Source organism: Nocardiopsis moroccensis (genome assembly GCF_055763695.1).
Genome location: NZ_CP199747.1, coordinates 3,850,398 through 3,872,368, shown reverse-complemented (window position 1 = coordinate 3,872,368; position 21,971 = coordinate 3,850,398). Strand labels below are relative to the sequence as shown.

Below are 21,971 nucleotides of genomic sequence, written 5' to 3'. Positions count from 1 at the left end.
TCCGCGGTGGTGGGCTCAGGGTTTCCGGCGGGCCCCGTCGGCGGGTACCGCGGCGCGGATCCGGGGCTCGGGCCACCCCTTCTCCGCGAACGCACCGCGGACCGCCTCCGCGACGTCGGCCACTCGGTCCTCGCCGACCAGGGCGAGGGCGGTCCCGGCCCACCCCGACATCCGGGTCCCCCGGGCGCCGGCGCGCGCCGCGGTCTCGACCGCCAGCTCCACGGCCGGCAGGGGCAGGCCGAACCGGCGCAGGGACAGGTGCGAGGCGGACAGCACCGGCCCGATCTGCACGGCGCGGCCCGCGCGCAGCAGCCCGACCGTCGCGTTGAGCCGGTGGACCTCGGTGACGGCGTACTCCACGCGGCCGCGCAGCACCGGGTTCTGGAGGCCGCGCAGCGCCTCCGGCAGGTCCTGGACGGCGCGCAGCGGCCCCAGCACCTCCTGGGCCCGGGCCAGTTCGGTGGCGCGGACCGGACGGGGGTCCCGCCGGGGCAGCGCCCCGGTCTCCAACACGAGCAGCCGCAGCCCGGCCCCTGCGAGGTCGAAGGGCAGCAGGGTGGTCCGGCCGCTGGCCAGGTTCACCCGTACGGCGTGCCCGGGACGGGCGTCCAGGGCGACGCCCCCTCCGGCGGTGGTCCCGGCCAGATCCGCCCCGGCGGGGCGGTCGGCCCCGGCCAGGTCGGCCAGGGCCAGGCGCACCGCAGCGCCCACCGCCTCGGTGTGGCCCAGGGAGGCGTGCTCGGGCAGGTCCGAACCGAGGAGCACCCGGAGTCCGAGGCCGCTCTCCAGCAGGCCCCCGTCGCGCGCGTCGGCCACGGTCTCCCGCACGGCCCGGGCGGCGCGGTGCCGTTCGCCGAGCGGCCCCGCGGGCGCAGCGGTGCGCACACGACCGTCCGGGGTGGTGCCGACGGCGGCTGTCACCCCCCAGGGCAGGGCGGCGTACAGGGCCGCACCGCCGCCGGCCGCGGTGTGCTCGCCCATCAGCGCGAGCCGCCCGGGTGCGTGCCACAGGCCCTCGGGCTCGGAGCCGAAGCGCTCTTTGAAGGCGAGCGTCAGGGCCCCGTCACCGGGGGCCTCCGGCCAGTTTCCGACCGGGCCCCCGGTCCTCGCCCCCAACACCGCCCGCACCCGTGCTCCGGTGACCCCCACGCGCCGTCTCCGTTCTCGGTTCCCTCAGTGGAAATCCACGTCAATGTACGGTTCCAGTCTGCCGTCACTTCGGTACCGGCCGGGTGTGGGGCTTTCCCTGCGAAGGTGCGGTGACGTTAGGTTGTGCCCCTGCGTACGCGCAACCGCCGGAAGGCCGCCGTGAGTGCGGCGGGCGACGGGGGAACGGAACGGACAGGGGGACCATGGCCGCAGCGCTGGACCGGGCGAAGGACAAGGCACGGCACTACCGGAACCTGGCGATGGACACCTACTGGGGGCTGCGGCGCCGGTACCCGTTCGTCGACCACCTGGTGCGTGCCGGTGAGCGCTACTCGGACCGCAGGGGGAACCAGCTGGCGGGCGGGGTCACCTACTTCGCCTTCCTGTCCTTCTTCCCGCTGCTGGCGCTGGCCTTCGCGGTCGTCGGTTTCCTGGCGGCCCGGCAGGTCGAGCTCACCTCCTACCTGGAGGAGGCGCTGGACGACGTGCTGCCGGGGCTGTCCCAGCAGCTGCCCATGGAGCAGATCGCCGACGCCCGGGTGGGCGCGAGTCTGCTCGGTCTGCTCGGTCTGCTGTACGCGGGCCTGAACTCGGTGTCGGCGTTGCGGGAGGCCCTGCACTCGATCTGGTTGAAGAACCTCAAGCACGGGCCCAACTTCGTGCTGCGCAAGGCGGGGGACCTGCTGGTCATGGTCGGGCTGGGGTCGGCCCTGTTCTTCACGGTCGCGTTCACCAGCGTCATGCAGACCGCCACGGTGTGGCTGCTCTCCCTGGTGGGGCTGGACGGGTCGTTGCCGGCGAACCTGTCCCTGCGGGCCCTGGCACTGGTCATCGCCGTCGGTGTGAACATGTGCCTTTTCCTGCTGACCTTCGCGCTGCTGTCGGGGTCCGGGCGGCCGACCAGGATGATGTGGCGGGGCGCGCTGCTGGCGGCGGTGGGGTTCGAGGTGCTCAAGAACGTCGCGGCGCAGCTGTTGGCCGGGACGCTCAGCAACCCGGTCTACGCGTCCTTCGCCGTGCTGGTCGGCCTGCTGGTGTGGATCAACCTGGTGATGCGCCTGGTGGTGTTCAGCGCGGCCTGGACGGCCACCTGGCTTCCGGTGCCGCCGCCCTACACCGGGTCCCTCCCGCTGCCGGAGGAGAACGGCATGGACTGGACCCGGCCGACCCCGGTTCTGCGGCCGTGCGCGAAGGAACTGGCCGAGCGCCGGTTCGCCCGACGGGTGCTCGCCCTCGGGTTGTCGCTGGTGGGGGCCGTGGTCGGTGCGGTGGCCGCAGCGACGGCTCTCCGACCCCGGCGGGAGCCCCAAAGGAAGTGAAAAGCACTTGGAAAGAATTCGCTTTTTTCTGGGTGTTTGATTCCGTATGCGCGAGGTGTGTGACGGGTAGTCCTCCCCTGTCCCGGTTGGTCGGTTCGCCGGGATGAGCGGTGCGTCGGTCACAGCGGCCGCCCCACACCTGGAGGGCACATGGGAATCGCATTCAAAACGTCCGAACGTGCGACGCTCGGGGTCGAGTGGGAGCTTCAACTCGTCGACCGGAGCAGTCGCCATCTTCGGCAGGAGGCGCAGCAGCTTCTCGCGGCCCTCCCCGACCTGAGCAGTGCGGCGGCGGTCCCCCCGCTGCGGCACGAACTCATGCAGTCCCAGGTGGAGGTGGTCACGGGGATCTGCGAGACGGTGGAGGAGGCCAAGCTGGACCTCTCCCGCAACGTGGCCCGGATGCGTGAGGTCCTCGAACCGCGCGGAACCACCCTGACCTGCTCGGGGACCCACCCGATCGATGACTGGCGGGACCAGGAGCTCAGCCCCGGCAAACGCTACGGCGAGCTGGTGGACCAGATGCAGTGGCTGGCCCGCCGGATCCTGACCTGCGGGGTCCACGTGCACGTCGGTGTGCGCGGGCAGGAGAAGGCCATTCCGATCGTGAACGCACTTGCGAAGTATCTACCGCATTTTCTCGCTTTGAGTGCTTCCAGCCCATTCTGGAACGGTCACGACACCGGCCTGGCCTCCGCGCGCTCGATTGTCTTCGGCGCTCTGCCCACCTCGGGGCCCCCGCCCAACCTCCCGGGCTGGGCCGCTTTCGAGGAATACCTCGAAACCCTTCTCCGGGCAGGTACCATCGCCTCTATCAAGGAAGTGTGGTGGGACATCCGTCCGCACCCGGATTTCGGCACCATAGAGATCCGGATGTTCGACGGCATTCCCACCTTGCGCGAGGTGGGAATGGCCGCCGCTCTCTCCCAGAGTCTGGTGGAGATGTTCGATCACCAGCTCGACCGCGGGTACAGCTTGCCCAGCCCGCCGTCCTGGGTGGTGAAGGACAACAAGTGGCGGGCCACCCGCTACGGACTCGACGCTCGTGTCATCACGGACGCACACGGAACCACGGTTCCGATCCGGGACGACCTCTACGAGCTGGTCCACGAGTTAACGCCGGTCGCCACCCGCCTGGGGTGCGCGCAGGACCTGGACCTGGTCTTCGAGGTCCTGGAAAAGGGCGCCTCCTACGAACGCCAGCGGGAGGTCGTCGCGGCGGGCGGTTCGCTCGAGGACGTCGTGGACCTGCTCTCCGCCGAGTTCGAGGGCGGTCCCACCCGTGCGACGGTCGGTGCCGGCGGCGGAGCCGGTGCGCGGTAAGACGTGTAACGAAGAGGGGACCCTCGCATGCAGGGACGTGACCTGCCGGAACAGTTGACCGCTTTTCTGGCGCGCCATGAGCGGGAGCTCAAGGGCTTTCGCCGGGACCTGCACATGCACCCGGAGCTGGCCTTCGCCGAGCACCGCACCACCGGCCGTCTGGCCGAACGGCTGCGCGAGGTGGGACTGCGGCCCCGGACCCTCCCCCAGGGGACCGGCCTGATCTGTGACGTCGGGGACGGACCCGGCCCCACCGTGGCCCTGCGCGCCGACATCGACGCGCTCCCCCTCCCCGACGAGAAGGACGTCCCCTACCGCTCCACCGTTCCGGGCGTCGCGCACGCCTGCGGACACGACGTGCACACCACGGTCCTGCTGGCGACGGGGGCCTTCCTCGCGCAGCAGGACCGTGCGGGAGCCCTGCCCGGCCGGGTCCGGTTGCTCTTCCAACCCGCCGAGGAGCTCCCCGGCGGGGCGGTGGAGGTCGTCAAGGCCGGGGCGATGGAGGGCGTCGACCGGATCTTCGCCCTGCACTGCGACCCCCGCCAGGTCGTCGGCAAGGTGGGCCTGCGCACCGGCGGCATCACCGCCGCCTGCGACCAGATCATGGTCCGCCTGTCCGGCCCGGGCGGGCACACCGCCCGTCCGCACCTGACCTCGGACCTGGTCTACGCGCTCGGCAAGGTCGTCACCGAACTGCCCGCCGCCCTGTCCCGCCGCATCGACCCCCGGGCCGGTTTCAGCCTGGTGTGGGGCCGGATCAGCGCGGGTTCGGCGCCCAACGTGATCCCCGACGACGCCGTCGCCGAGGGCACCGTCCGCTGCCTGGACGACGAGGCGTGGCACTCGGCCCCCGACATCCTCAAGGGCCTGGTCGAGTCGGTGGCCTCCGCCTACGGCGCCGACGCCGAGGTCACCTACCGCCGCGGTGTCCCGCCCACCATCAACGAGGCCCGCAGCGTCGAGATCATGCGTGAGGCCGCCACCGCGGCCCTGGGCGCCGAGGCGGTCGGATCGACCCCGCAGAGCCTGGGCGGCGAGGACTTCGCCTGGTACCTGGAGCACTCGCCCGGAGCGCTGGCCCGACTGGGCACCCACTCCCCGGACTGGGACGGGCCCATGCTGGACCTGCACCGGGGCACCTTCGACGTGGACGAGCGCGCGATCGGGGTGGGGACCCGGCTCATGGTGAGCACCGCTCTCACCGCGCTGTGGGAGAACGCCCCGGAAGGTGTCCGGGTGGACGACCAGGCCCTGGCCTGACCGGCGGCTTCTGCCGGATTTTCGGCAACTTCGCGTCGCCGTGTCGGGTCCCCTCTCCGTCCGATGGCATCCTGAGTGGATGAACCAGCCACTCACAGTCGAACAGATCCGGCGGGCGCCGAAGGTACTCCTGCACGACCACCTCGACGGGGGCCTGCGCCCGGCCACGGTCGTCGAGCTGGCCAGGGAGGCGGGCTACACCGGGCTGCCCACCTACGACCCGGTCGAACTGGGGCGTTGGTTCCGCGACGCCTCGGACTCCGGATCCCTGGAGCGGTACCTGGAGACCTTCGCCCACACCACGGCGGTCATGCAGAGCCGTGACGCGCTGGTGCGCGTCGCCGCCGAGGCCACCGAGGACCTCGCCGCCGACGGCGTGGTCTACGCCGAACAGCGCTATGCCCCGGAGCAGCACCTCGAGGGCGGGCTCACCCTGGAGGAGGTCGTCGAGGCCGTCCAGGAAGGGCTCGAACTGGGGGAGAAGCGCGCGGCGGACGCCGGCCGGAGCATCCGCACCGGGCAGCTGGTGACCGCGATGCGCCACGCGGCCCGTTCCTCTGAGATCGCCGAGCTGGCGGTCCGCTACCGCGACGCCGGGGTGTCCGGTTTCGACATCGCGGGGGCGGAGGCGGGCAACCCGCCCACCCGCCACCTGGACGCCTTCGAGTACCTGCGCCGGGAGAACTTCCACTTCACCATCCACGCCGGTGAAGCCTTCGGCCTGCCCTCCATCTGGGAGGCCCTCCAGTGGTGCGGCTGCGACCGCCTCGGCCACGGCGTGCGCATCATCGACGACATCACCACCAACGAGAACGGTGTGCCCCGGCTGGGCCGTCTGGCCCAGTACGTGCGGGACAAGCGGGTCCCGCTGGAGATGTGCCCCAGCTCCAACGTGCAGACCGGTGCCGCCGAGTCCATCTCCGAGCACCCGATCCGGCTCCTGCACGACCTGCGTTTCCGGGTCACGGTCAACACCGACAACCGCCTCCAGAGCGGGGTCACCCTGTCGGAGGAGTTCGCCAAGCTGAGCGAGGCCTTCGACTACGACTGGGACGACCTCCAGTGGTTCACGGTCAACGCCATGAAGTCGGCCTTCCTGCCCTTCGACGAGCGTCTCGCGCTGATCAACGGGATCATCAAGCCCGGCTTCGCGCAGTTGAAGTGGGCGACGCACTGATGGCCGGATCCGGTGGTGGTTCCACCACGCACTACTCCACCTCCTCCCGGGTGATGGCGGCGGTGTGGGTCGTCATCGCGGTCCTGCTCCTGCTGGACCTGGTGTTGCGGGGTCAGGACCGGCTGGCCTGGATCGCCGGGGCGGTCCTGGTGATGAGCATCGCCGTGGTCTACGTGGCGTGGCTGCGCCCGCGGGTGGTCTCCACCGAGCGCGGAATCCGGATGGTCAACCCGCTGCGCGAGACCTTCGTGCCGTGGGCGGCCGTGCGATGGGTGGACGTGGTGGACGTGTTGCGGGTGCACACCGCGGAACGGGTCTACCGCTCGTGGCCGCTGCGTGAGACCAAGCGGGCCAGGGTCCGCGAGAACATGCGCCGGGAGTCGGGTTACCTGGATTCCGACGACGACGGGGACCCGACCCGGATGCGCCCGGTCGACCTGGTCGCCCGCGATCTGCGCCGGGACGCGGAGCGGTACAAGACGCGTCCGCTGAGCGGTCCGATCAAGGACGTCGAGGAGGAGGGACCGGCCGCCCTGGGGGCCCAGGACCGTCCGCAGACGATGGTCCCGGTCGAGGTCATCGTCGTCCTGGGCGTGCCCGTGCTGCTGTTCGCGGCGGTGCTCCTGCTGGCCTGAACCGTTCCCATCCACGACCGGACCCGGTCCCCGCGCGGTGCGCGGGCGGCCGGGTCCGGTTCTTGTCGAGCCGGCTGCCGGTACCGGGATTCGGGGCGGGGATCCGGTGCGCGGGGTTGACGAGCACCCCGAGGTTCTGCTTAGGTTAGGCATGCCTAAGGGAGAGCGTTCCGGGTGGGCGGGCTTCGCGCGGATGGCCACCCACCCGGATCCCCTCCCGAAGGCGACGCGCGCGGTTCAACTGAATATCGGTAGGAGAAGGTGTCGTCAGCCGCTAGTCCAACGGGGTCTGCGGGGATCCCGAGCGCGGACGACACCGGGGAAAGCACCGCCTTCGACCGGACCCACGGCCGGTACCGTCCATCCCATGGCCTCGGGGTGTACGCTCGCCACGCCGGTACCGGACACGCCGGGTCCGGTCGAAGGTGCCCCACCTCCCCACACGCACGAAAGCCCGGCACCGCCGGGCTTTTCGCGTTTTTCGGGTCCCACCGGGGCTTCCCCGGGGACTGTGGGCGGCGCTGACCGGGTCAGGCCGCGGCGAGTGTCCGGTTGAGCAGCTCCCCGAGCCTGCGCGCCCGCTGGGTGACGATCTCCAGGGCACGCTCGGACTCGAACGGCTCCAACACGGCTCCGACCGCGTCGTTGCTGACCACGGACAGCCCCAGCACCTCGGCGCCCATCTCCACCGAGGCGATGGCCTCCAGGGCGATCGACCGCCCCACCACGTCCGCGCCCGCCTGGCGCAGGATCTTCAGCTCGGCCGGGGTCTGCAGCTGCGGGCCCGAGGTGGCCACGTACACGCCTTCGGCCAACGAGGCGTCGACCCCGTGGATGATCCCGCGCAGCCGTTCGCTGTAGGCCTCGGTCAGGTCGACGAAGTCGGGGCCGGTCAGCGGGGACCTCGCGGTGAGGTTGACGTGGTCGCGCAGCACCACCGGCTGCCCCGGTCGGTAGTCGGTGCGCAGGGAGCCCGCGGAGCCGGTCAGCACCGCGACCCGCGCGCCCGCGGCGATCCCCGTCCGCACGGCGTGCGTGACCACCATCGGGTCGAGGCCCTCGTAGAGGTGGACGCGCCCCATGAACACGACTACGCGCTTGTCGCCCACCCACGTGCTCCGCACCCTTGCGCTGTGCCCCTCCGCGGTGGGCGCCACGAAGCCGGGGAGCTCGGTCGCGTCGAACTCGATGTCGGGCGTGCCCAGGGTGTCCGCCGCGCCCGCCCATCCGGAGCCGAGCACCACCAGGGCGTCGAAGCTGTCGGCACCCGCGCGGGCCAGCAGTTCCTTCGCCGCGGAGCTCGCCAGCTCCTTCGCCTCGCCGGTCGTCCGGGGCAGCTGCTCTGATTCGCTCACAAGTCGGATGCTACCGCTGTGTAATCAGATAGTTCCGGAACGCAACGCAGTGTGTCCGGCGGGCGGAATGTACGCGTCGTCTCGGGTGACCTCGGCGACCAGGGCATGTGGTCTTCCTCGCGTCCGGCGAGGTCAGGAGGGTTCCGGTGTGCCACTCCGGCCGCCCCCGAGGGTCTTGTCCGGGGTGCCTGCGGTTTTCGACGGTCGGCATGGCCGACAATGGTGGGAAGCGATAAAACCAGGTGGTGCCCTGCCATGCCCGAATATCGCCCCAGACCGGGAACGGGTGTGCCGCACCGCCCGCAGAGGGAGTGAAGCAGCGTGACGAAGGTCGTGATCATCGGTGGCGGGCCCGGGGGCTATGAGCCGGCGTTGGTCGCCGCGCAGCTCGGCGCGGATGTGACTGTGGTGGAGCGCGACGGAATCGGCGGTGCCTGCGTCCTCACCGACTGCGTCCCCTCCAAGAGCCTGATCGCCACCTCCACCCGGACCACGTACGTACGTGAGTCCGCTGACCTGGGCATCCACATCCCCGAGGCGGCGCAGGACAAGTCCTCCGTCGAGGTCGACATCGACCAGGTCAACTCGCGGATCAAGCGCCTGGCCCAGGCACAGTCCGAGGACACCCGGGCCCGCCTGGTCAAGGAGGGCGTGGAGGTCATCAGCGGTCAGGCCCGGCTGGTCGACCCGCACATCGTGGCCGTCGGCGACCGCCGGATCACCGCCGACGTCGTCCTCATCGCCACCGGAGCGCACCCCCGCGAGCTGCCCACCGCCAAACCCGACGGTGAGCGCATCCTGACCTGGCGCCACCTCTACGACCTGGAGAAGCTGCCGGAGAAGCTGATCGTGGTCGGCTCCGGTGTCACCGGTGCCGAGTTCGCCAGCGCCTACCAGTCCCTGGGATCGGACGTGACCCTCGTCTCCTCCCGCAGGCTGGTCATGCCGACGCAGGACTCCGACGCCGCCGAGGTACTGGAGGACGTCTTCATGCGCCGGGGCATGACCGTCCTCAGGCAGACCCGCGCCGAGTCGGTCGTACGCACCGACGACGGTGTCCGGGTCACCCTCTCCGACGGCCGCACGGTCGACGGCAGCCACTGTCTGATGACCGTCGGCATGATCCCCAACACGGAGGGCCTGGGTCTGGAGGAGGCCGGTGTCCGGTTGGGCGACGGCGGGTTCGTCGAGGTCGACCGCGTCTCCCGGACCACCGTCCCCGGTGTCTACGCCGCCGGTGACTGCACCGGGGTGAACATGCTGGCCTCGGTGGCCGCCATGCAGGGCCGTATCGCCATGTGGCACGCGCTCGGCGAGGCCGTGGCCCCGCTGCAGCTGTCCACCGTCGCCTCCACCGTGTTCACCCACCCCGAGCTGGCCGCCGTCGGTGCCAGCGAGGACGACGTGCGCAGCGGCAGGATCGACGGCCGCACGGTCACCCTGCCGTTGAACACCAACCCGCGCGCCAAGATGAACGAAGTCAGGGACGGCTTCGTCAAGCTCATCTGCCGCCAGCACACCGGCATCGTCCTCGGTGGCGTCATCGTCGGCCCGCGCGCCAGTGAACTCATCCTGGGCGTGTCCATCGCGGTCCAACAGCGCCTGACCGTCGACGACCTCGCGCACACCTTCTCGGTCTACCCCTCCCTGTCGGGCAGTGTCACCGAGGCCGCCCGCTCCCTCATGATCGCCTCCCCCGAATAGAGCGCGCTCCGGGGCCGGGGACCGGCCACCGCGGCATACCCGCCGTGTGCGAGTGCAGGGCGCACGGCGGGCCGGACCCTTACCCGCCCTTGACGGGGGCAGGTGTATCTTTACCCGTTCTTGACGGGAAATGGCGTATCTTTTCCGGCGTGACCTGTCCAAAGTGCCAGAGCCAGATGCGTACCTTCGACCGCCAGGGCGTCCACATCGACCGGTGTGATGGCTGCCAGGGAATCTTCCTGGACCGGGGTGAGCTGGAACGCCTCGTCGCTGCGGAACAGCAGCACTACGGAGCCGCTCCGCCCCCCGACCCGCAGGCGCCCCCGCCCTACCCGGGCCAGCAGCCCGGCTATCCGGGGCACAAGCCCGCCCACCCGGGATCCCCGGCCGGCTACGGCGGCTACCGGGACTCCCCGCCCGCCTACCGGGACTCGCCGCGGGCCTACCGGGGCTACCAGGACTCGCCCCGCCCCTACCGTAAGCGTCGCAAGGGTTTCCTGGAACAGCTCTTCGACTAGTCGGACGAGAGCCGTGCACCCGCTGATCTGTACACACTGCGGGGAATGGGACGGGGTACCGGACACCGGAGGCGGCGAGCACCTGCTGCGCTGCTCCTCCTGCGGTCTCACCCGACCCTTCCTGCGCCTCCCGCTCCTCTGCGTGACCGGGCCCAGCGGCACCGGGAAGTCCACCGTGGCCCGGAAGCTGCTGGACCGGCTGGGGGAGCGGTTCGTCGTGCTCGAACAGGACCTGCTCTGGGTGGGCGGCCTGCGCGACCCGGCCGAGGAACACCGCCTGTTCCGCTCCACCTGGCTGCGCACCGCCGCCATGGTGCAGCAGAGCGGGCGACCCGTCGTGCTCTGCGGGACCGTGGCCCCGCCCGAACTGGAACCCCTGCCCGAGCGGGCGCTCTTCTCGGGGATCCACTACCTCGCGCTCACCTGTGAGCCCGGCGTCCTCGCCGACAGGCTCAGGGCCCGCCCGGTCTGGCGCGGTTGGGACGAGGCGAGGGTCGTCGAGACGTTGGAGCACCAGGAGTGGCTGCTCGCCGAGGCCGAGCGGCTCCGGCCCCCGGTCACCCTGCTCGACACCACCGAGTCCGGCCCCGGGGAGACCGCGGCCGCGATCCACCGGTGGGTGGACGCGACCGCCGGAGCGGACGACTAGAAGTCGAACCCGCCGAAGTCCCCGAAGTCGCCTCCGCCCATGTCCCCGCCGAAGTCGCCTCCGCCGCCCATGTCCTCACCGGCGCCCATCATGCCACCGCCCATCATCGACCCCATCATGGAACCCATCATCATGCCGGTGAACATGCCGGCCATCATGTTCATGCCGAAGTAGCCGCCGGCGTAGGGCGAGTAGGCGGGCCCGGCGTCGTAGTACGGGCGGCGCTCGCCGTCGACCTCGACCATGCGCACGTCCGGCTGGCCGCCGGTGCGCACCGCCTGGGCGCAGACCGCACACGCGGTGACCGACCGGGGCGAGCCACCGGGCGGGGCCCAGGTGACGTCCTCGGTGGACGGCCCGTGCTGCGGGTTGAAGAAGCAGGGCCCGCGCCGCTCGGGGACCGGCTCGCCGTTCATCCGGGCGCGGGTGGCGGTCATGTAGTAGCGGCCGTCCTCCAGCGCTCCGGTCACCGACTTGACCTGCTCGGGTTCCTGGATGGTGTCCAGTAGGGACTTGGCCCGGTCGTAGGAGTCCATGGCCCGGGAGTAGTCGTTGCGGGTCTCCTCGTCCACCGCGGACAGGTCGATCTCCAGGCGGGCGACGTCCTCACCGAGGCGGACGACGTCCTCGGTGGCCATCTGCCTGATCTCCTCCAGCTGCTTGGCCTTCTCGGCCTCACGCTTCTTGCGGCTGTTGTACACGTACCAGCCGCCCGCAGCCACGATCAGCACGAGTGCGGCGAGCAGGACGAGCCCGGAGCCGCCGCCCCCGGCGGGGGCCTCGTCGGCGGTCTCCGTGCTCTGGACGGCGTCGGGCACCGCCGCGAGGGTGTCGATGGGGTTCTGGCCCCCCTCGTCGAGGGCCGTCTGCCTGATGGCCTCGGTGTCCTCCAGGTTGGGGGAGGTCACGTAGAAGTTCTCGCTTCCGCCCAGGACGCCGTAGGCCCCGTCACCGACCTCGGCCATGACCGGCTCCATCACGGCGTTCACCCCGGCCTCGGAGGTGGCGACCTCGGACGGCAGGGCCACGTAGTAGACGGGGGTGTCCGCGCCGGCGGAGACGGACTCCAGCGCGGCCACGTCCGCGGCCGGGATCACGTCGATGGACGGGTCGACGAAGACGCCGTCGTCCTCCAGCTCCGCGACGATGTCCTGGGTCTGGGGCGGTTCCCCGGGTGCGTCGGCAGCGGCGGGAACCGCGGCGGCCACCACCGCTCCCAAGGCTCCGGCGGTCAGCAGTGCGGGTGTTACCAGGCGACGCAACATGATCGTTCCTCTCGCTTCCCTCAACCACAGGGACGAACAGGAGGCCGCCGCAGTTCCCGCCCCCGGCCCCTGTGGCCGTCGTCTCCGGTGCGCGCATACCCGTCTCCTCCGCGCACACGGCCTCTCCCGCGTACACGACGGGGCCCGCCGAAGTCACTTCGGCGGGCCCCGTGGGTGAACGGTACGTCGGGGTCAGCCCCTGGCGCCCGAGTCGGCTGAGGCGAGCTCCGCCTCGCGGGCTCCGTCCGGACCCGCCCCGTCCTCGGCCGGGTCCGCGGCGGTGCGGGTGGCCGCGGCCTCCTCTGCGGTCGCGGTGCCGGGCTCGTCCAGCGGGACGAAACCGGTGGTGCCGCGCGGAGCGTGGTAGCGGACCGGGTCGAGGATGCCCTCGCGCTTGGCGACGATCGCCGGGACCAGGGCCTGACCGGCGACGTTCGTGGCGGTGCGGCCCATGTCCAGGATCGGGTCGACGGCCAGCAGCAGGCCGACGCCCTCCAGGGGCAGGCCCACCGTGGACAGGGTCAGCGTCAGCATGACGGTCGCGCCGGTGGTGCCCGCGGTGGCCGCGGAGCCGATCACCGAGACGAACACGATCAGCAGGTAGTCGGTGATCGCCAGGTCCACGCCGAAGAACTGGGCGACGAAGATCGCCGAGATCGCCGGGTAGATCGCGGCGCAGCCGTCCATCTTGGTGGTGGCGCCGAACGGGACCGCGAAGGCGGAGTAGTGGCGGGGCACCCCGAGGTTCTGCTCGGCGACGCGCTGGGTGACGGGCAGCGTGCCCATCGAGGAGCGCGAGACGAAGCCGAGCTGGACTGCGGGCCACACACCGGTGAAGTACTTGACCGGGGACAGCCCGTTGAGGCGGGCGATCACCGGGTAGACGACGAACACCACCAGGGCCAGGCCGATGTAGATCGTGATGGCGAACTGCCCGAGCGCGCCGATGGTGGTCCAGCCGTAGCTGTAGACGGCGTTGCCCAGCAGGCCCACGGTGCCGATCGGCGCGAGGCGGATGACCCACCACAGGGCCTTGAGCACGACCTCCAGAGTGGAGGCGGTGAAGTTGATGAAGGGCTCGGCCGCCTTGCCGACCTTCACCGCGGCGATGCCCAGGGCCACGGCGATCACGATCAGCTGGAGCGCGTTGAAGCTCAGCGAGGTGGACAGGGAGCCGTCGTCGGCGGCGGAGGTGTTCGCGGCCAGGCCCAGGAAGTTGGCCGGGACCAGGCTCTCGATGAAGGCCAGCCAGGAGCCGTGGGTGGAGGGTTCGGCGGCGGTGGCCTCGTCCACGGCGCTGTTCAGGCCCGGCCGCACGGTCAGTCCGAGGACGATCGCGATGGCCACCGAGACCAGTGCGGTGACGGCGAACCAGAGCAGGGTCTTCCACGCCAGCCGGGCGGCGTTGGCGACGTTGCGCAGGTTCGCGATGGAGGAGATGACGGCGAGGACGATCAGCGGCGGCACGATCGTGCGCAGCAGCGCCACGAAGGTGGAACCGACGGTCTGGAGGGTGACCGCGAGCCAGTTGGTGGCCTCACCGGTCTCCGGGTGGGGAGGGCTGATCTGCAGGGCGACGACACCGAGGACGAGGCCGAGCACCAGACCGGCGAGGACCTGGGCGGCGAAGGGGAAACGCAGTCTGCGTCTGGGAGCTGTGGTCTGCTCGGACACGGAAGAGAACTCCAGAGATGGGTGGCCGGGTGCACGCGTGCGACGTCACGGGTCGGCGCGGCGGGCCGCGGGATCCCGGCACAGGGGATATGGGCGGGCATCACCGGTAGGGGTGACCTGGGAAGGGTGAGCGGCGCGCTGCCCGGCAGAAGGCGCGGGCGCGCGTGGACCTAGCTACACGCGTGGCTGTCGAAGCGGCACAGGTCGATGTGCCACCTTCGCGTCAATCCCCAGATGTTCGTCACAGTCGAGAACAATAACTGGGTTTCCTTACCTTTTCCATACACAAGGGGACGCTCCGAGCGGAGCCGCTGGTCGGAACGCCCGCTGCGCAGGCTCTTCCCGCATCCGGGGGCGACGAGGATCACCCCGCCGCGGCGTCGACGGGCCCGGTGTCCGGGGCGCGCGGGAGGGAACCATCCATGGAGGGGGCCGGGGTGGGATGATTTCCCGAAAACACCGTTACGGGGTGACGTGAGTGGCTGCTTTGGGCGACAAGAACGATCCGACGAACGGAGACGACATGCCCGTTCCAGTCGCGGACGAATCCACGGTCAGGGCGTTCGGTTCCCAGGTGACAGTCCCGTTGCCCCCGCCGGGCGGCTTCACCGCAGAGGACCTCGATCGCATCCCGGACCTTCCACCGCACACCGAACTCATCGACGGAAGCCTGGTCCTGGTGAGCCCGCAACAACGCTTTCACATGTTCGTGCTCAAGCTGCTCGAACAGCAGCTTGACGCTCAGATACCCCCGGAGCTGCGGACTTATCGAGAGATGACGGTCAGAGTCGGGGACCGGCAGCGTCCCGAACCGGATCTGATGTTGATCCGGGCCAGCGGTACCGAGTCCATACACAACACGTGGGTCGACCCGACCGTGGTCGAACTGGCGGTCGAGGTGGTCTCCCCGGAGTCAGAGGTACGGGATCACAAGCGCAAGCCCCAGATCTACGCTGAAGCCGGTATTCCGCATTTCTGGCTGGTCGAGGAGGACGCCGCGGGTGAGCCCGTCGTCTACACCTACGAGATCGATCCGGTGAACACGGCGTACGGGAACCTCCGTACCCATCGTGGGAGGCTCGAAGTAACAGCGCCCTGTGACCTGGACGTCGATCTGCTGCGCATTCGCCGGTACTACTGAGCTCGGGTATCCGGGTGGCCGGATCCGTACGCAGAGGGGAGGCACCGGTCACGGCGCCTCCCCTCCCGTGTGTTCCGGCCCGGTCGTCAGGCGTCCTTGATCTCGCAGACCACCGCGCCGTTGCCGATGGTCTCGCCCGCGGTGACCTTCAACCCGGTGATGGTCCCGGCCCGGTGCGCGGTCAGCGGCTGCTCCATCTTCATCGCCTCGATGACGACCACGGTCTCGCCCTCGGCGACCTGCTGGCCTTCTTCGGCCACCAGCTTGACCACGGTGCCCTGCATCGGTGAGACCAGTGAGTCGCCGCTGGCCGCTGCGGCGCCCCCGCTCCTACGGGCGGCACGCTTCCTGCGCCCACCGCCCCCGCCGCTGGTGGCGGGGGCCGCGGCCGCGCCCAGGGAAGCGGGCAGGACCACGTCGAGGCGCTTGCCGCCGACCTCCACGGTCACGGTCTCGCGCTCGGGTGTTTCGGTGGTGCCCACCTGGCCCGCCCAGGGCTCGATCCGGTTGTCGAACTCGGTCTCGATCCACCGGGTGTGGACCCCGAACGCCTGGGCCGGGTCGGTGGGGGCGAACGCCGGGTCGACCACCACGGTCTGGTGGAAGGGGATCACCGTGGGCATGCCGCCCACGGTGAACTCGGCCAGCGCCCGCTGCGAGCGCTGCAGTGCCTCGGTGCGGGTGCGGCCGGTCACGACCAGCTTGGCGACCATGGAGTCGAAGGCCTGCGGGACGGTGAAACCCGCCTCGCAGCCGGTGTCCACCCGCACACCGGGGCCGCCGGGCAGGGTGAAGTCGGTGATGGTGCCGGGGGCGGGCATGAAGCCCCGCCCGGCGTCCTCGGCGTTGATCCGGAACTCGAAGGAGTGCCCGCGCACCTGGGGGTCGTCATAGCCCAGGGCTTCGCCGTCGGCGATCCGGAACATCTCCCGGACCAGGTCGATGCCGGTGACCTCCTCGCTCACCGGGTGCTCGACCTGCAGGCGGGTGTTGACCTCCAAGAAGGAGATGGTGCCGTCCACACCGACCAGGAACTCACAGGTGCCCGCACCCACATAGCCCGCTTCTTTGAGGATGGCCTTGGAGGAGGCGTAGAGCCGCTCCATCTGCTCGGGCGAAAGGAACGGGGCGGGGGCCTCCTCCACCAGCTTCTGGTGGCGGCGCTGCAGGGAGCAGTCCCGGGTGGAGACGACCACGACGTTGCCGTGGGTGTCGGCCAGGCACTGCGTCTCCACGTGCCGGGGCTTGTCGAGGTAGCGCTCGACGAAGCACTCGCCGCGCCCGAACGCGGTGACGGCCTCGCGTACCGCGGACTCGTAGGCGTCGGGCACCTCGGCCAGGGTGTGGGCGACCTTGAGGCCGCGGCCGCCGCCGCCGAAGGCCGCCTTGATCGCGATGGGCAGCCCGTGCTCTTCGGCGAAGGCCACGACCTCCTGGGCCGATGTGACCGGGTCGGGGGTGCCCGCCACCAGGGGGGCGCCGACCTTCTGGGCGATGTGGCGGGCGGCGACCTTGTCGCCCAGCGCGGTGATCGCGGTCGGGGGCGGGCCGATCCAGGTCAGGTCGGCGTCGATGACGGCCTGGGCGAAGTCGGCGTTCTCGGCCAGGAAGCCGTAACCGGGGTGGACGGCGTCGGTGCCGGAGTCGGCGGCCACGGTCAGGAGTTTGGCGATGTCCAGGTAGGAGTCGGCCGGGGTGGAGCCGCCCAGGCTGTGGGCCTCGTCGGCGATCTTGACGTGTAGGGCGTCCAGGTCGGGTTCGGCGTAGACGGCGACGCTGGTGAGTCCGGCGTCGCGGCAGGCGCGGGCGATGCGCACGGCGATCTCGCCGCGGTTGGCGATCAGAACTTTACGCACGGTGGAAATCCTCCAGCTGGAGCGTGGAGCGGGTCACGCGCCGACCGCTCGACGAAGGGTCTGGGACAACGGAGAGCACGTCAGGGGTCACCTCGTGCTCAGACGCCAGGCACCGGGGCCCGGGCGCAGGGGGGCGCGCATACCGCGTGAGCGGTCCCGCCAACCGGAGGCGGGACGCTCCGGCTCGGGCGCCTCGGCGGCGGCGCGGGCGGCCGCCGCTCGGGCCCCGAGGACGGCGGTGAGCACCGCGATCTCCTCCTCGGAAGGCTCGCCGCGGACCACGGTCAGGTGCGGTGGCCGGTGTGAGGGCAGGTCGGGCGCGCTCACAGCGGAATGTTCCCGTGCTTCTTCGGCGGCAGCTGCCTGCGCTTGTTGCGCAGCGCCTTCAACGCCTTGGCGACCTGGACCCGCGTCTCGGAGGGCATGATGACCCCGTCCACGTAACCGCGCTCGGCGGCCGAGTAGGGGTTCAGCAGGGTGTCCTCGTACTCGCCGACGAGGCGGGCGCGCTCGGCCTCGACGTCGTCGGCCGCGGCGAGGGTCCGCCGGTGCAGGATGTTGACCGCCCCCTGCGCGCCCATGACCGCGATCTGTGCGGTGGGCCAGGCCAGGTTGACGTCGGCGCCCAGGTGCTTGGAGCCCATCACGTCGTAGGCGCCGCCGAACGCCTTGCGCGTGATCACGGTGATCAACGGGACCGTGGCCTCGGCGTAGGCGTACAGGAGCTTGGCGCCCCTGCGGATGATGCCGTCCCACTCCTGGTCGGTGCCGGGCAGGAAGCCGGGCACGTCGACGAAGGTCAGTACCGGCACGTTGAACGCGTCGCAGGTGCGTACGAACCGTGCGGCCTTCTCGGAGGCGTCGATGTCCAGGCAGCCCGCGAAGCTCATGGGCTGGTTGGCGACGATGCCCACGGAACGGCCGTCCACCCGGCCGTAACCCACCACGATGTTGGTGGCGAACTGGGCGTGCACCTCCAGGAAGTCGCCGTCGTCCAGGACCGACTCGATGACCTGCCGCATGTCGTAGGGCTGGTTGGCCGAGTCCGGGATGAACGTGTCGAGGGCCAGGTCGGCCTCGGTGGTCTCGTCGCCGGGGTCCTCCTCGGGGGCCAGCGGCGGGGCGTCCTCCAGGTTGTTGTCGGGCAGGTGCGAGAGCAGGGTCTTCACGTAGTCGATGGCGTCCTGCTCGTCGGAGCCCATGTAGTGGGCCACACCCGACCTGCTGGAGTGCGTGGTGGCGCCGCCGAGGTCCTCCATGGAGACGTCCTCGCCGGTGACGGTCTTGATGACGTCGGGCCCGGTGATGAACATCTGGGAGGTTTTGTCGACCATCACGACGAAGTCGGTGAGCGCGGGGGAGTAGACGTGCCCGCCCGCCGTGGCGCCCATGATCAGGGAGATCTGCGGGATGACGCCGGAGGCGTGGGTGTTGCGTTTGAAGATCTCCGCGTACAGGCCCAGCGCCACCACACCCTCCTGGATGCGCGCGCCGCCCCCCTCGTTGATGCCCACGACGGGGCACCCGTTGGTGAGGGCGTGGTCGAGGACCTTACAGATCTTCTCACCGTAGACTTCGCCCAGCGATCCGCCGAAGACGGTGACGTCCTGGCTGAAGACTGCGACGGGGCGGCCGTCAACGGTTCCGTGGCCGGTCACGACGCCGTCGCCGTAGGGGCGGTTGGCGTCCAGACCGAAGTTTGTGGAGCGGTGCCGGGCCAGTGCGTCGAACTCGACGAAGGAGCCCGGATCGAGCAGTGCGTCGATCCGCTCGCGTGCGGTCATCTTGCCTTTGGCGTGCTGTTTCTCGACGGCTCGCTCGGATCCGGCATGGACAGCTTCGTACCTGCGTCGCTGCAGGTCAGCAAGCTTTCCCGCGGTCGTGTGGATGTCGATCTCAGCCGCGGACAGCGGTTCAGGGGCTTCGGTGGCCATAACTGCCCAGGTTAGCTTCGGGGGGCCGGGCGGCCTGCACGCGGCCCGGGTTACTCGTCAGTAGGTTCGGCTTGGCGTGTCCGACTGTCGAGGCGGCGCCCCTGGGGCGGGACGGAGTGTAAAAGGCGCGCGGGACTCGCCGGAAAACGTGAGCCAATGTGAATTCGACCCGCCCGGCCACAATTGTTAACGCCAGGGCAAAACCGTGGAAATCCACCCCCCGCACGCGTGCCGCCAGGGGCGATCTCGGTAAGGTCGGCCCTATGACAGCGGTAAGTGCAGAACGCGACAGTGCCCGGCAGGAAGTCCCCGAACAGCTCAGAAATGACGTCAAGCTGCTCGGCGAGATGCTTGGAACGGTCCTCGCCGAAAGCGGTGGTGAGGATCTGCTCGCCGATGTCGAGAAACTCCGGCACGCGGTGATCGGCGCCCGGGACGGCGCCGTCACCACCGAGGAGATCACCGAGCTCGTCGGCGCCTGGCCGCTGGAACGCGCCAAGCAGGTGGCCCGCGCCTTCACGGTCTACTTCCACCTGGCCAACCTGGCCGAGGAACATCAGCGCATGCGCGCCCTGCGCGAACGCGACGACGCCGCGAACCCGCCCCGTGAGTCCCTGGCGGCGGCCGTACGCGCCGTCCGCGAGACCGACGGCGGCGAGGAGCGCCTGGCCGAACTCGTCGAGGGCATGGAGTTCCACCCGGTGCTCACCGCCCACCCCACCGAGGCCCGGCGCCGCGCCGTCTCCACCTCCATCCTGCGGATCAGCGCCCAACTGGACGCCTGGCACGCCTCCCACGAGGGCAGCAGCACCGCGGCCGAAGCGCACCGCCGCCTGCTGGAGGAGATCGACCTGCTCTGGCGCACCTCCCAGCTGCGCTACACCAAGCTCAACCCGCTCGACGAGGTGCGCACCGCCCTGGCCGCCTTCGACGAGACGATCTTCGCGACCATCCCGCAGGTCTACCGCGCTCTCGACACCGCCATCGACCCGGAGGGGACCGGAACGCGGGCGCCCCGCGCCACGCCCTTCGTCCGCTACGGCAGCTGGATCGGCGGCGACCGTGACGGTAACCCCTTCGTCACCCACGACGTGACCCGCGAGGCGGTGACGATCCAGTCCGAGCACATTCTGCGCGGCCTGGAAACCGCGTGTAGCCGCATCGCCCGCAACCTCACCGCCTACTCCAACCTCACCCCGGCCGGCCCCGCGCTGCTGGAGGCCATCTCCGAGGCCAAGGCCGCGCATCCGGCCCTGATGGGCGAGATCACCCAGCGCTCACCCAACGAGCCGTACCGCCAGTTCCTGCTTCTGGCCGCCGCGCGACTGCACGCCACCCGCGAACGCGACGCCGACCTCGCCTACCCGGGCGCCGAGGACTTCCTCGCCGACCTGCGCCTGGTCCAGGAATCACTGGCAGCGGCCGGGGCGAACCGTCAGGCCTACGGCGAACTCCAGCACCTGGTCTGGCAGGCCGAGACCTTCGGGTTCCACCTGGCCGAACTGGAGATCCGCCAGCACAGCGAGGTCCACGCGGCCGCGCTCGCCGAACTGGAGTCCGGCGGCCCCCGCTCGGAGCGCACCGAGGAGGTCCTCGACACCATCCGGACCGTCTCCTGGATCCAGGAGCGCTTCGGCGTGGAGGCCTGCCGCCGCTACATCGTCAGCTTCACCCGCTCGGCCGAGGACATCGAGGCCGTCTACAAGCTGGCCACCTACGCGCTGCCGCCCAAGCGCGTGCCGGTCCTGGACGTCATCCCGCTCTTCGAGACCGGGGCCGACCTGGAGGCCTCGCCCGCGGTGCTGGCCGGGATGCTCGAACTCCCGCAGGTCCGCCAGCGCCTGGCCGACAACGACCGCCGCGTGGAGGTCATGCTCGGCTACAGCGACTCCGCCAAGGACGTGGGGCCGGTCAGCGCCACCCTGCGCCTGTACGACGCCCAGGCCCGCCTGTCCGCGTGGGCCGGCGAGAACGACGTACGCCTCACCCTCTTCCACGGTCGGGGCGGCTCCCTCGGCCGCGGCGGCGGTCCGGCCAGCCGGGCCCTGCTGGCGCAGGCGCCGGGCTCAGTCGGCGGGCGGTTCAAGGTCACCGAGCAGGGCGAGGTCATCTTCGCCCGCTACGGCCAGGAGGCCATCGCCCGCCGCCACATCGAACAGGTCGGCCACGCCGTCCTGATGGCCTCCACCGACGACGTCCAGGAGCGCGAGCGCGCCGCCGCCGAGCTCTACCGGCCCCACGCCGACACCATCGCCGCCGCCGCGCAGAAGGCCTACCTCGACCTCATCGGAACCGAGGAGTTCGCGGTGTGGTTCTCCCAGGTCAGCCCGCTGGAGGAGCTCGGTGAGCTCCGACTGGGCTCCCGCCCCGCCCGCAGGGGCGCGGCCAAGGGGCTCGGTGACCTGCGGGCGATCCCGTGGGTCTTCGCGTGGACGCAGACCAGGGTCAACCTGCCCGGCTGGTACGGCCTCGGCACGGGCCTGGCCGCCGTCACCGACCTGTCGGCCCTCCAGGACGCCTACCGGGAGTGGCCGCTGTTCGCGTCCCTGCTGGACAACGCGGAGATGAGCCTGGCCAAGGCCGACCGAACCATCGCTGAGCGCTACCTCGCCCTCGGCAACCGGCCCGAACTCACCGAGACGGTCCTGCGGGAGTACGACCTGACCCGCGAACTCGTCCTGAAGGTGACCGGCCACAGCCGCCTGCTGGAGAACCGCGCGGTCCTGTCCCGCGCGGTGGACCTGCGCAACCCGTACGTGGACGCGCTGAGCCACCTGCAGCTCCGCGCCCTGGAGGCGCTGCGCGGTGAGGAGGCCGACTCCCTGTCCGAGCAGGACAGCCAGCACCTGGAGCGCCTGCTCCTGCTGTCCGTCAACGGTGTGGCCGCAGGCCTGCAGAACACCGGCTGACCCCGGCGACCACACGGTCCGGGTCCCGCGCCAGGGGGTTGCCGGGGGGGTTTCACGCCCCCCGGCAACCGCCGGAGAGGTGCGGGGCCCGCGGCGTGTC

Annotated in this window: 17 protein-coding genes; 10 read left to right on the top strand and 7 right to left on the bottom strand. The window is 70.8% G+C overall.

Annotated elements, in window-relative coordinates; translation table 11 throughout:
• Positions 1 to 15: 15 nt before the first annotated feature.
• Complete coding sequence (locus ACUKCB_RS17190) at positions 16 to 1,149, bottom strand: galactokinase family protein (RefSeq protein ID WP_473036618.1); 1,134 nt, start codon at positions 1,147 to 1,149, stop codon at positions 16 to 18.
• A 203-nt stretch (positions 1,150 to 1,352) separates the two neighbouring features.
• Between ACUKCB_RS17190 and ACUKCB_RS17185 the strand changes: the two genes are divergently transcribed.
• From ACUKCB_RS17185 to ACUKCB_RS17165, 5 genes are all read left to right on the top strand, one after another.
• The gene (locus tag ACUKCB_RS17185; RefSeq protein WP_473036617.1) at positions 1,353 to 2,468 is read left to right on the top strand and encodes a YihY/virulence factor BrkB family protein; all 1,116 of its coding nucleotides are present in this window, start codon (positions 1,353 to 1,355) and stop codon (positions 2,466 to 2,468) included.
• 150 nt (positions 2,469 to 2,618) lie between these two features.
• Positions 2,619 to 3,791, top strand: a complete 1,173-nt coding sequence (locus ACUKCB_RS17180) for a glutamate--cysteine ligase (RefSeq protein WP_473036616.1) — start codon at positions 2,619 to 2,621, stop codon at positions 3,789 to 3,791.
• Positions 3,792 to 3,818: 27 nt separating this feature from the next.
• Complete coding sequence (locus ACUKCB_RS17175) at positions 3,819 to 5,054, top strand: M20 family metallopeptidase (protein ID WP_473036615.1); 1,236 nt, start codon at positions 3,819 to 3,821, stop codon at positions 5,052 to 5,054.
• Positions 5,055 to 5,133: 79 nt separating this feature from the next.
• Positions 5,134 to 6,231, top strand: coding sequence for an adenosine deaminase (locus ACUKCB_RS17170; protein WP_473036614.1), 1,098 nt, complete (start codon positions 5,134 to 5,136; stop codon positions 6,229 to 6,231).
• Positions 6,216 to 6,866, top strand: a complete 651-nt coding sequence (locus tag ACUKCB_RS17165; protein ID WP_473036613.1) for a PH domain-containing protein — start codon at positions 6,216 to 6,218, stop codon at positions 6,864 to 6,866. Before ACUKCB_RS17170 ends, ACUKCB_RS17165 begins: the two co-directional genes overlap by 16 nt.
• Before the next feature lie 530 nt (positions 6,867 to 7,396).
• Here ACUKCB_RS17165 and ACUKCB_RS17160 read toward each other — a convergent pair.
• Positions 7,397 to 8,221, bottom strand: coding sequence for a purine-nucleoside phosphorylase (locus tag ACUKCB_RS17160; protein WP_473036612.1), 825 nt, complete (start codon positions 8,219 to 8,221; stop codon positions 7,397 to 7,399).
• A 321-nt stretch (positions 8,222 to 8,542) separates the two neighbouring features.
• Between ACUKCB_RS17160 and ACUKCB_RS17155 the strand changes: the two genes are divergently transcribed.
• The 3 genes from ACUKCB_RS17155 (at position 8,543) to ACUKCB_RS17145 (ending at position 11,092) form a co-directional block, all read left to right on the top strand.
• Positions 8,543 to 9,925, top strand: a complete 1,383-nt coding sequence (locus tag ACUKCB_RS17155) for an NAD(P)H-quinone dehydrogenase (protein ID WP_473036611.1) — start codon at positions 8,543 to 8,545, stop codon at positions 9,923 to 9,925.
• 149 nt (positions 9,926 to 10,074) lie between these two features.
• Positions 10,075 to 10,443, top strand: a complete 369-nt coding sequence (locus tag ACUKCB_RS17150) for a TFIIB-type zinc ribbon-containing protein (protein WP_473036610.1) — start codon at positions 10,075 to 10,077, stop codon at positions 10,441 to 10,443.
• A gap of 13 nt (positions 10,444 to 10,456) precedes the next feature.
• On the top strand, positions 10,457 to 11,092 hold the full coding sequence (locus tag ACUKCB_RS17145; protein WP_473036609.1) for a P-loop nucleotide/nucleoside kinase family protein: 636 nt from the start codon (positions 10,457 to 10,459) through the stop codon (positions 11,090 to 11,092).
• Here the strand turns inward: ACUKCB_RS17145 and ACUKCB_RS17140 are convergent.
• On the bottom strand, positions 11,089 to 12,330 hold the full coding sequence (locus ACUKCB_RS17140) for a chemotaxis protein CheA (RefSeq protein WP_473041047.1): 1,242 nt from the start codon (positions 12,328 to 12,330) through the stop codon (positions 11,089 to 11,091). The two genes, ACUKCB_RS17145 and ACUKCB_RS17140, sit on opposite strands and share 4 nt — an antisense overlap.
• Positions 12,331 to 12,549: 219 nt before the next feature.
• Positions 12,550 to 14,031 (bottom strand): dicarboxylate/amino acid:cation symporter, encoded by a 1,482-nt coding sequence (locus ACUKCB_RS17135; protein WP_473036608.1) that lies wholly within the window; start codon positions 14,029 to 14,031, stop codon positions 12,550 to 12,552.
• A 523-nt stretch (positions 14,032 to 14,554) separates the two neighbouring features.
• Here ACUKCB_RS17135 and ACUKCB_RS17130 point away from each other — a divergent pair.
• The gene (locus tag ACUKCB_RS17130) at positions 14,555 to 15,172 is read left to right on the top strand and encodes a Uma2 family endonuclease (protein ID WP_473036607.1); all 618 of its coding nucleotides are present in this window, start codon (positions 14,555 to 14,557) and stop codon (positions 15,170 to 15,172) included.
• A gap of 86 nt (positions 15,173 to 15,258) precedes the next feature.
• Here ACUKCB_RS17130 and ACUKCB_RS17125 read toward each other — a convergent pair whose 3' ends face one another.
• The 3 genes from ACUKCB_RS17125 to ACUKCB_RS17115 all read right to left on the bottom strand — a co-directional run bounded on the left by ACUKCB_RS17125 (position 15,259) and on the right by ACUKCB_RS17115 (position 18,962).
• A complete protein-coding gene (locus tag ACUKCB_RS17125; protein WP_473036606.1) occupies positions 15,259 to 17,028 on the bottom strand; it encodes an acetyl/propionyl/methylcrotonyl-CoA carboxylase subunit alpha in 1,770 nt (589 codons plus the stop codon).
• Positions 17,029 to 17,115: 87 nt separating this feature from the next.
• Positions 17,116 to 17,355 carry an acyl-CoA carboxylase subunit epsilon gene (locus ACUKCB_RS17120; RefSeq protein ID WP_473036605.1) on the bottom strand — a complete coding sequence of 80 codons (240 nt, stop codon included), beginning with the start codon at positions 17,353 to 17,355 and terminating at the stop codon, positions 17,116 to 17,118.
• Positions 17,352 to 18,962 (bottom strand): acyl-CoA carboxylase subunit beta, encoded by a 1,611-nt coding sequence (locus tag ACUKCB_RS17115; protein ID WP_473036604.1) that lies wholly within the window; start codon positions 18,960 to 18,962, stop codon positions 17,352 to 17,354. The genes ACUKCB_RS17120 and ACUKCB_RS17115 overlap by 4 nt, the downstream gene beginning before the upstream one ends.
• A gap of 263 nt (positions 18,963 to 19,225) precedes the next feature.
• Here ACUKCB_RS17115 and ACUKCB_RS17110 point away from each other — a divergent pair, with 263 nt between their 5' ends.
• Positions 19,226 to 21,871 carry a phosphoenolpyruvate carboxylase gene (locus ACUKCB_RS17110; RefSeq protein WP_473036603.1) on the top strand — a complete coding sequence of 882 codons (2,646 nt, stop codon included), beginning with the start codon at positions 19,226 to 19,228 and terminating at the stop codon, positions 21,869 to 21,871.
• Positions 21,872 to 21,971: the final 100 nt, after the last annotated feature.

What these genes read in the sequence shown, in the direction of transcription:
- ACUKCB_RS17185 (WP_473036617.1), top strand. Translation starts at nt 1,353, where the DNA reads ATGGCCGCAGCGCTGGACCGGGCGAAGGACAAGGCACGGCACTACCGG.
- ACUKCB_RS17180 (WP_473036616.1), top strand. Translation starts at nt 2,619, where the DNA reads ATGGGAATCGCATTCAAAACGTCCGAACGTGCGACGCTCGGGGTCGAG.
- ACUKCB_RS17175 (WP_473036615.1), top strand. Translation starts at nt 3,819, where the DNA reads ATGCAGGGACGTGACCTGCCGGAACAGTTGACCGCTTTTCTGGCGCGC.
- ACUKCB_RS17170 (WP_473036614.1), top strand. Translation starts at nt 5,134, where the DNA reads ATGAACCAGCCACTCACAGTCGAACAGATCCGGCGGGCGCCGAAGGTA.
- ACUKCB_RS17130 (WP_473036607.1), top strand. Translation starts at nt 14,555, where the DNA reads ATGCCCGTTCCAGTCGCGGACGAATCCACGGTCAGGGCGTTCGGTTCC.
- ACUKCB_RS17115 (WP_473036604.1), bottom strand. Translation starts at nt 18,962, where the DNA reads ATGGCCACCGAAGCCCCTGAACCGCTGTCCGCGGCTGAGATCGACATC.
- ACUKCB_RS17110 (WP_473036603.1), top strand. Translation starts at nt 19,226, where the DNA reads ATGACAGCGGTAAGTGCAGAACGCGACAGTGCCCGGCAGGAAGTCCCC.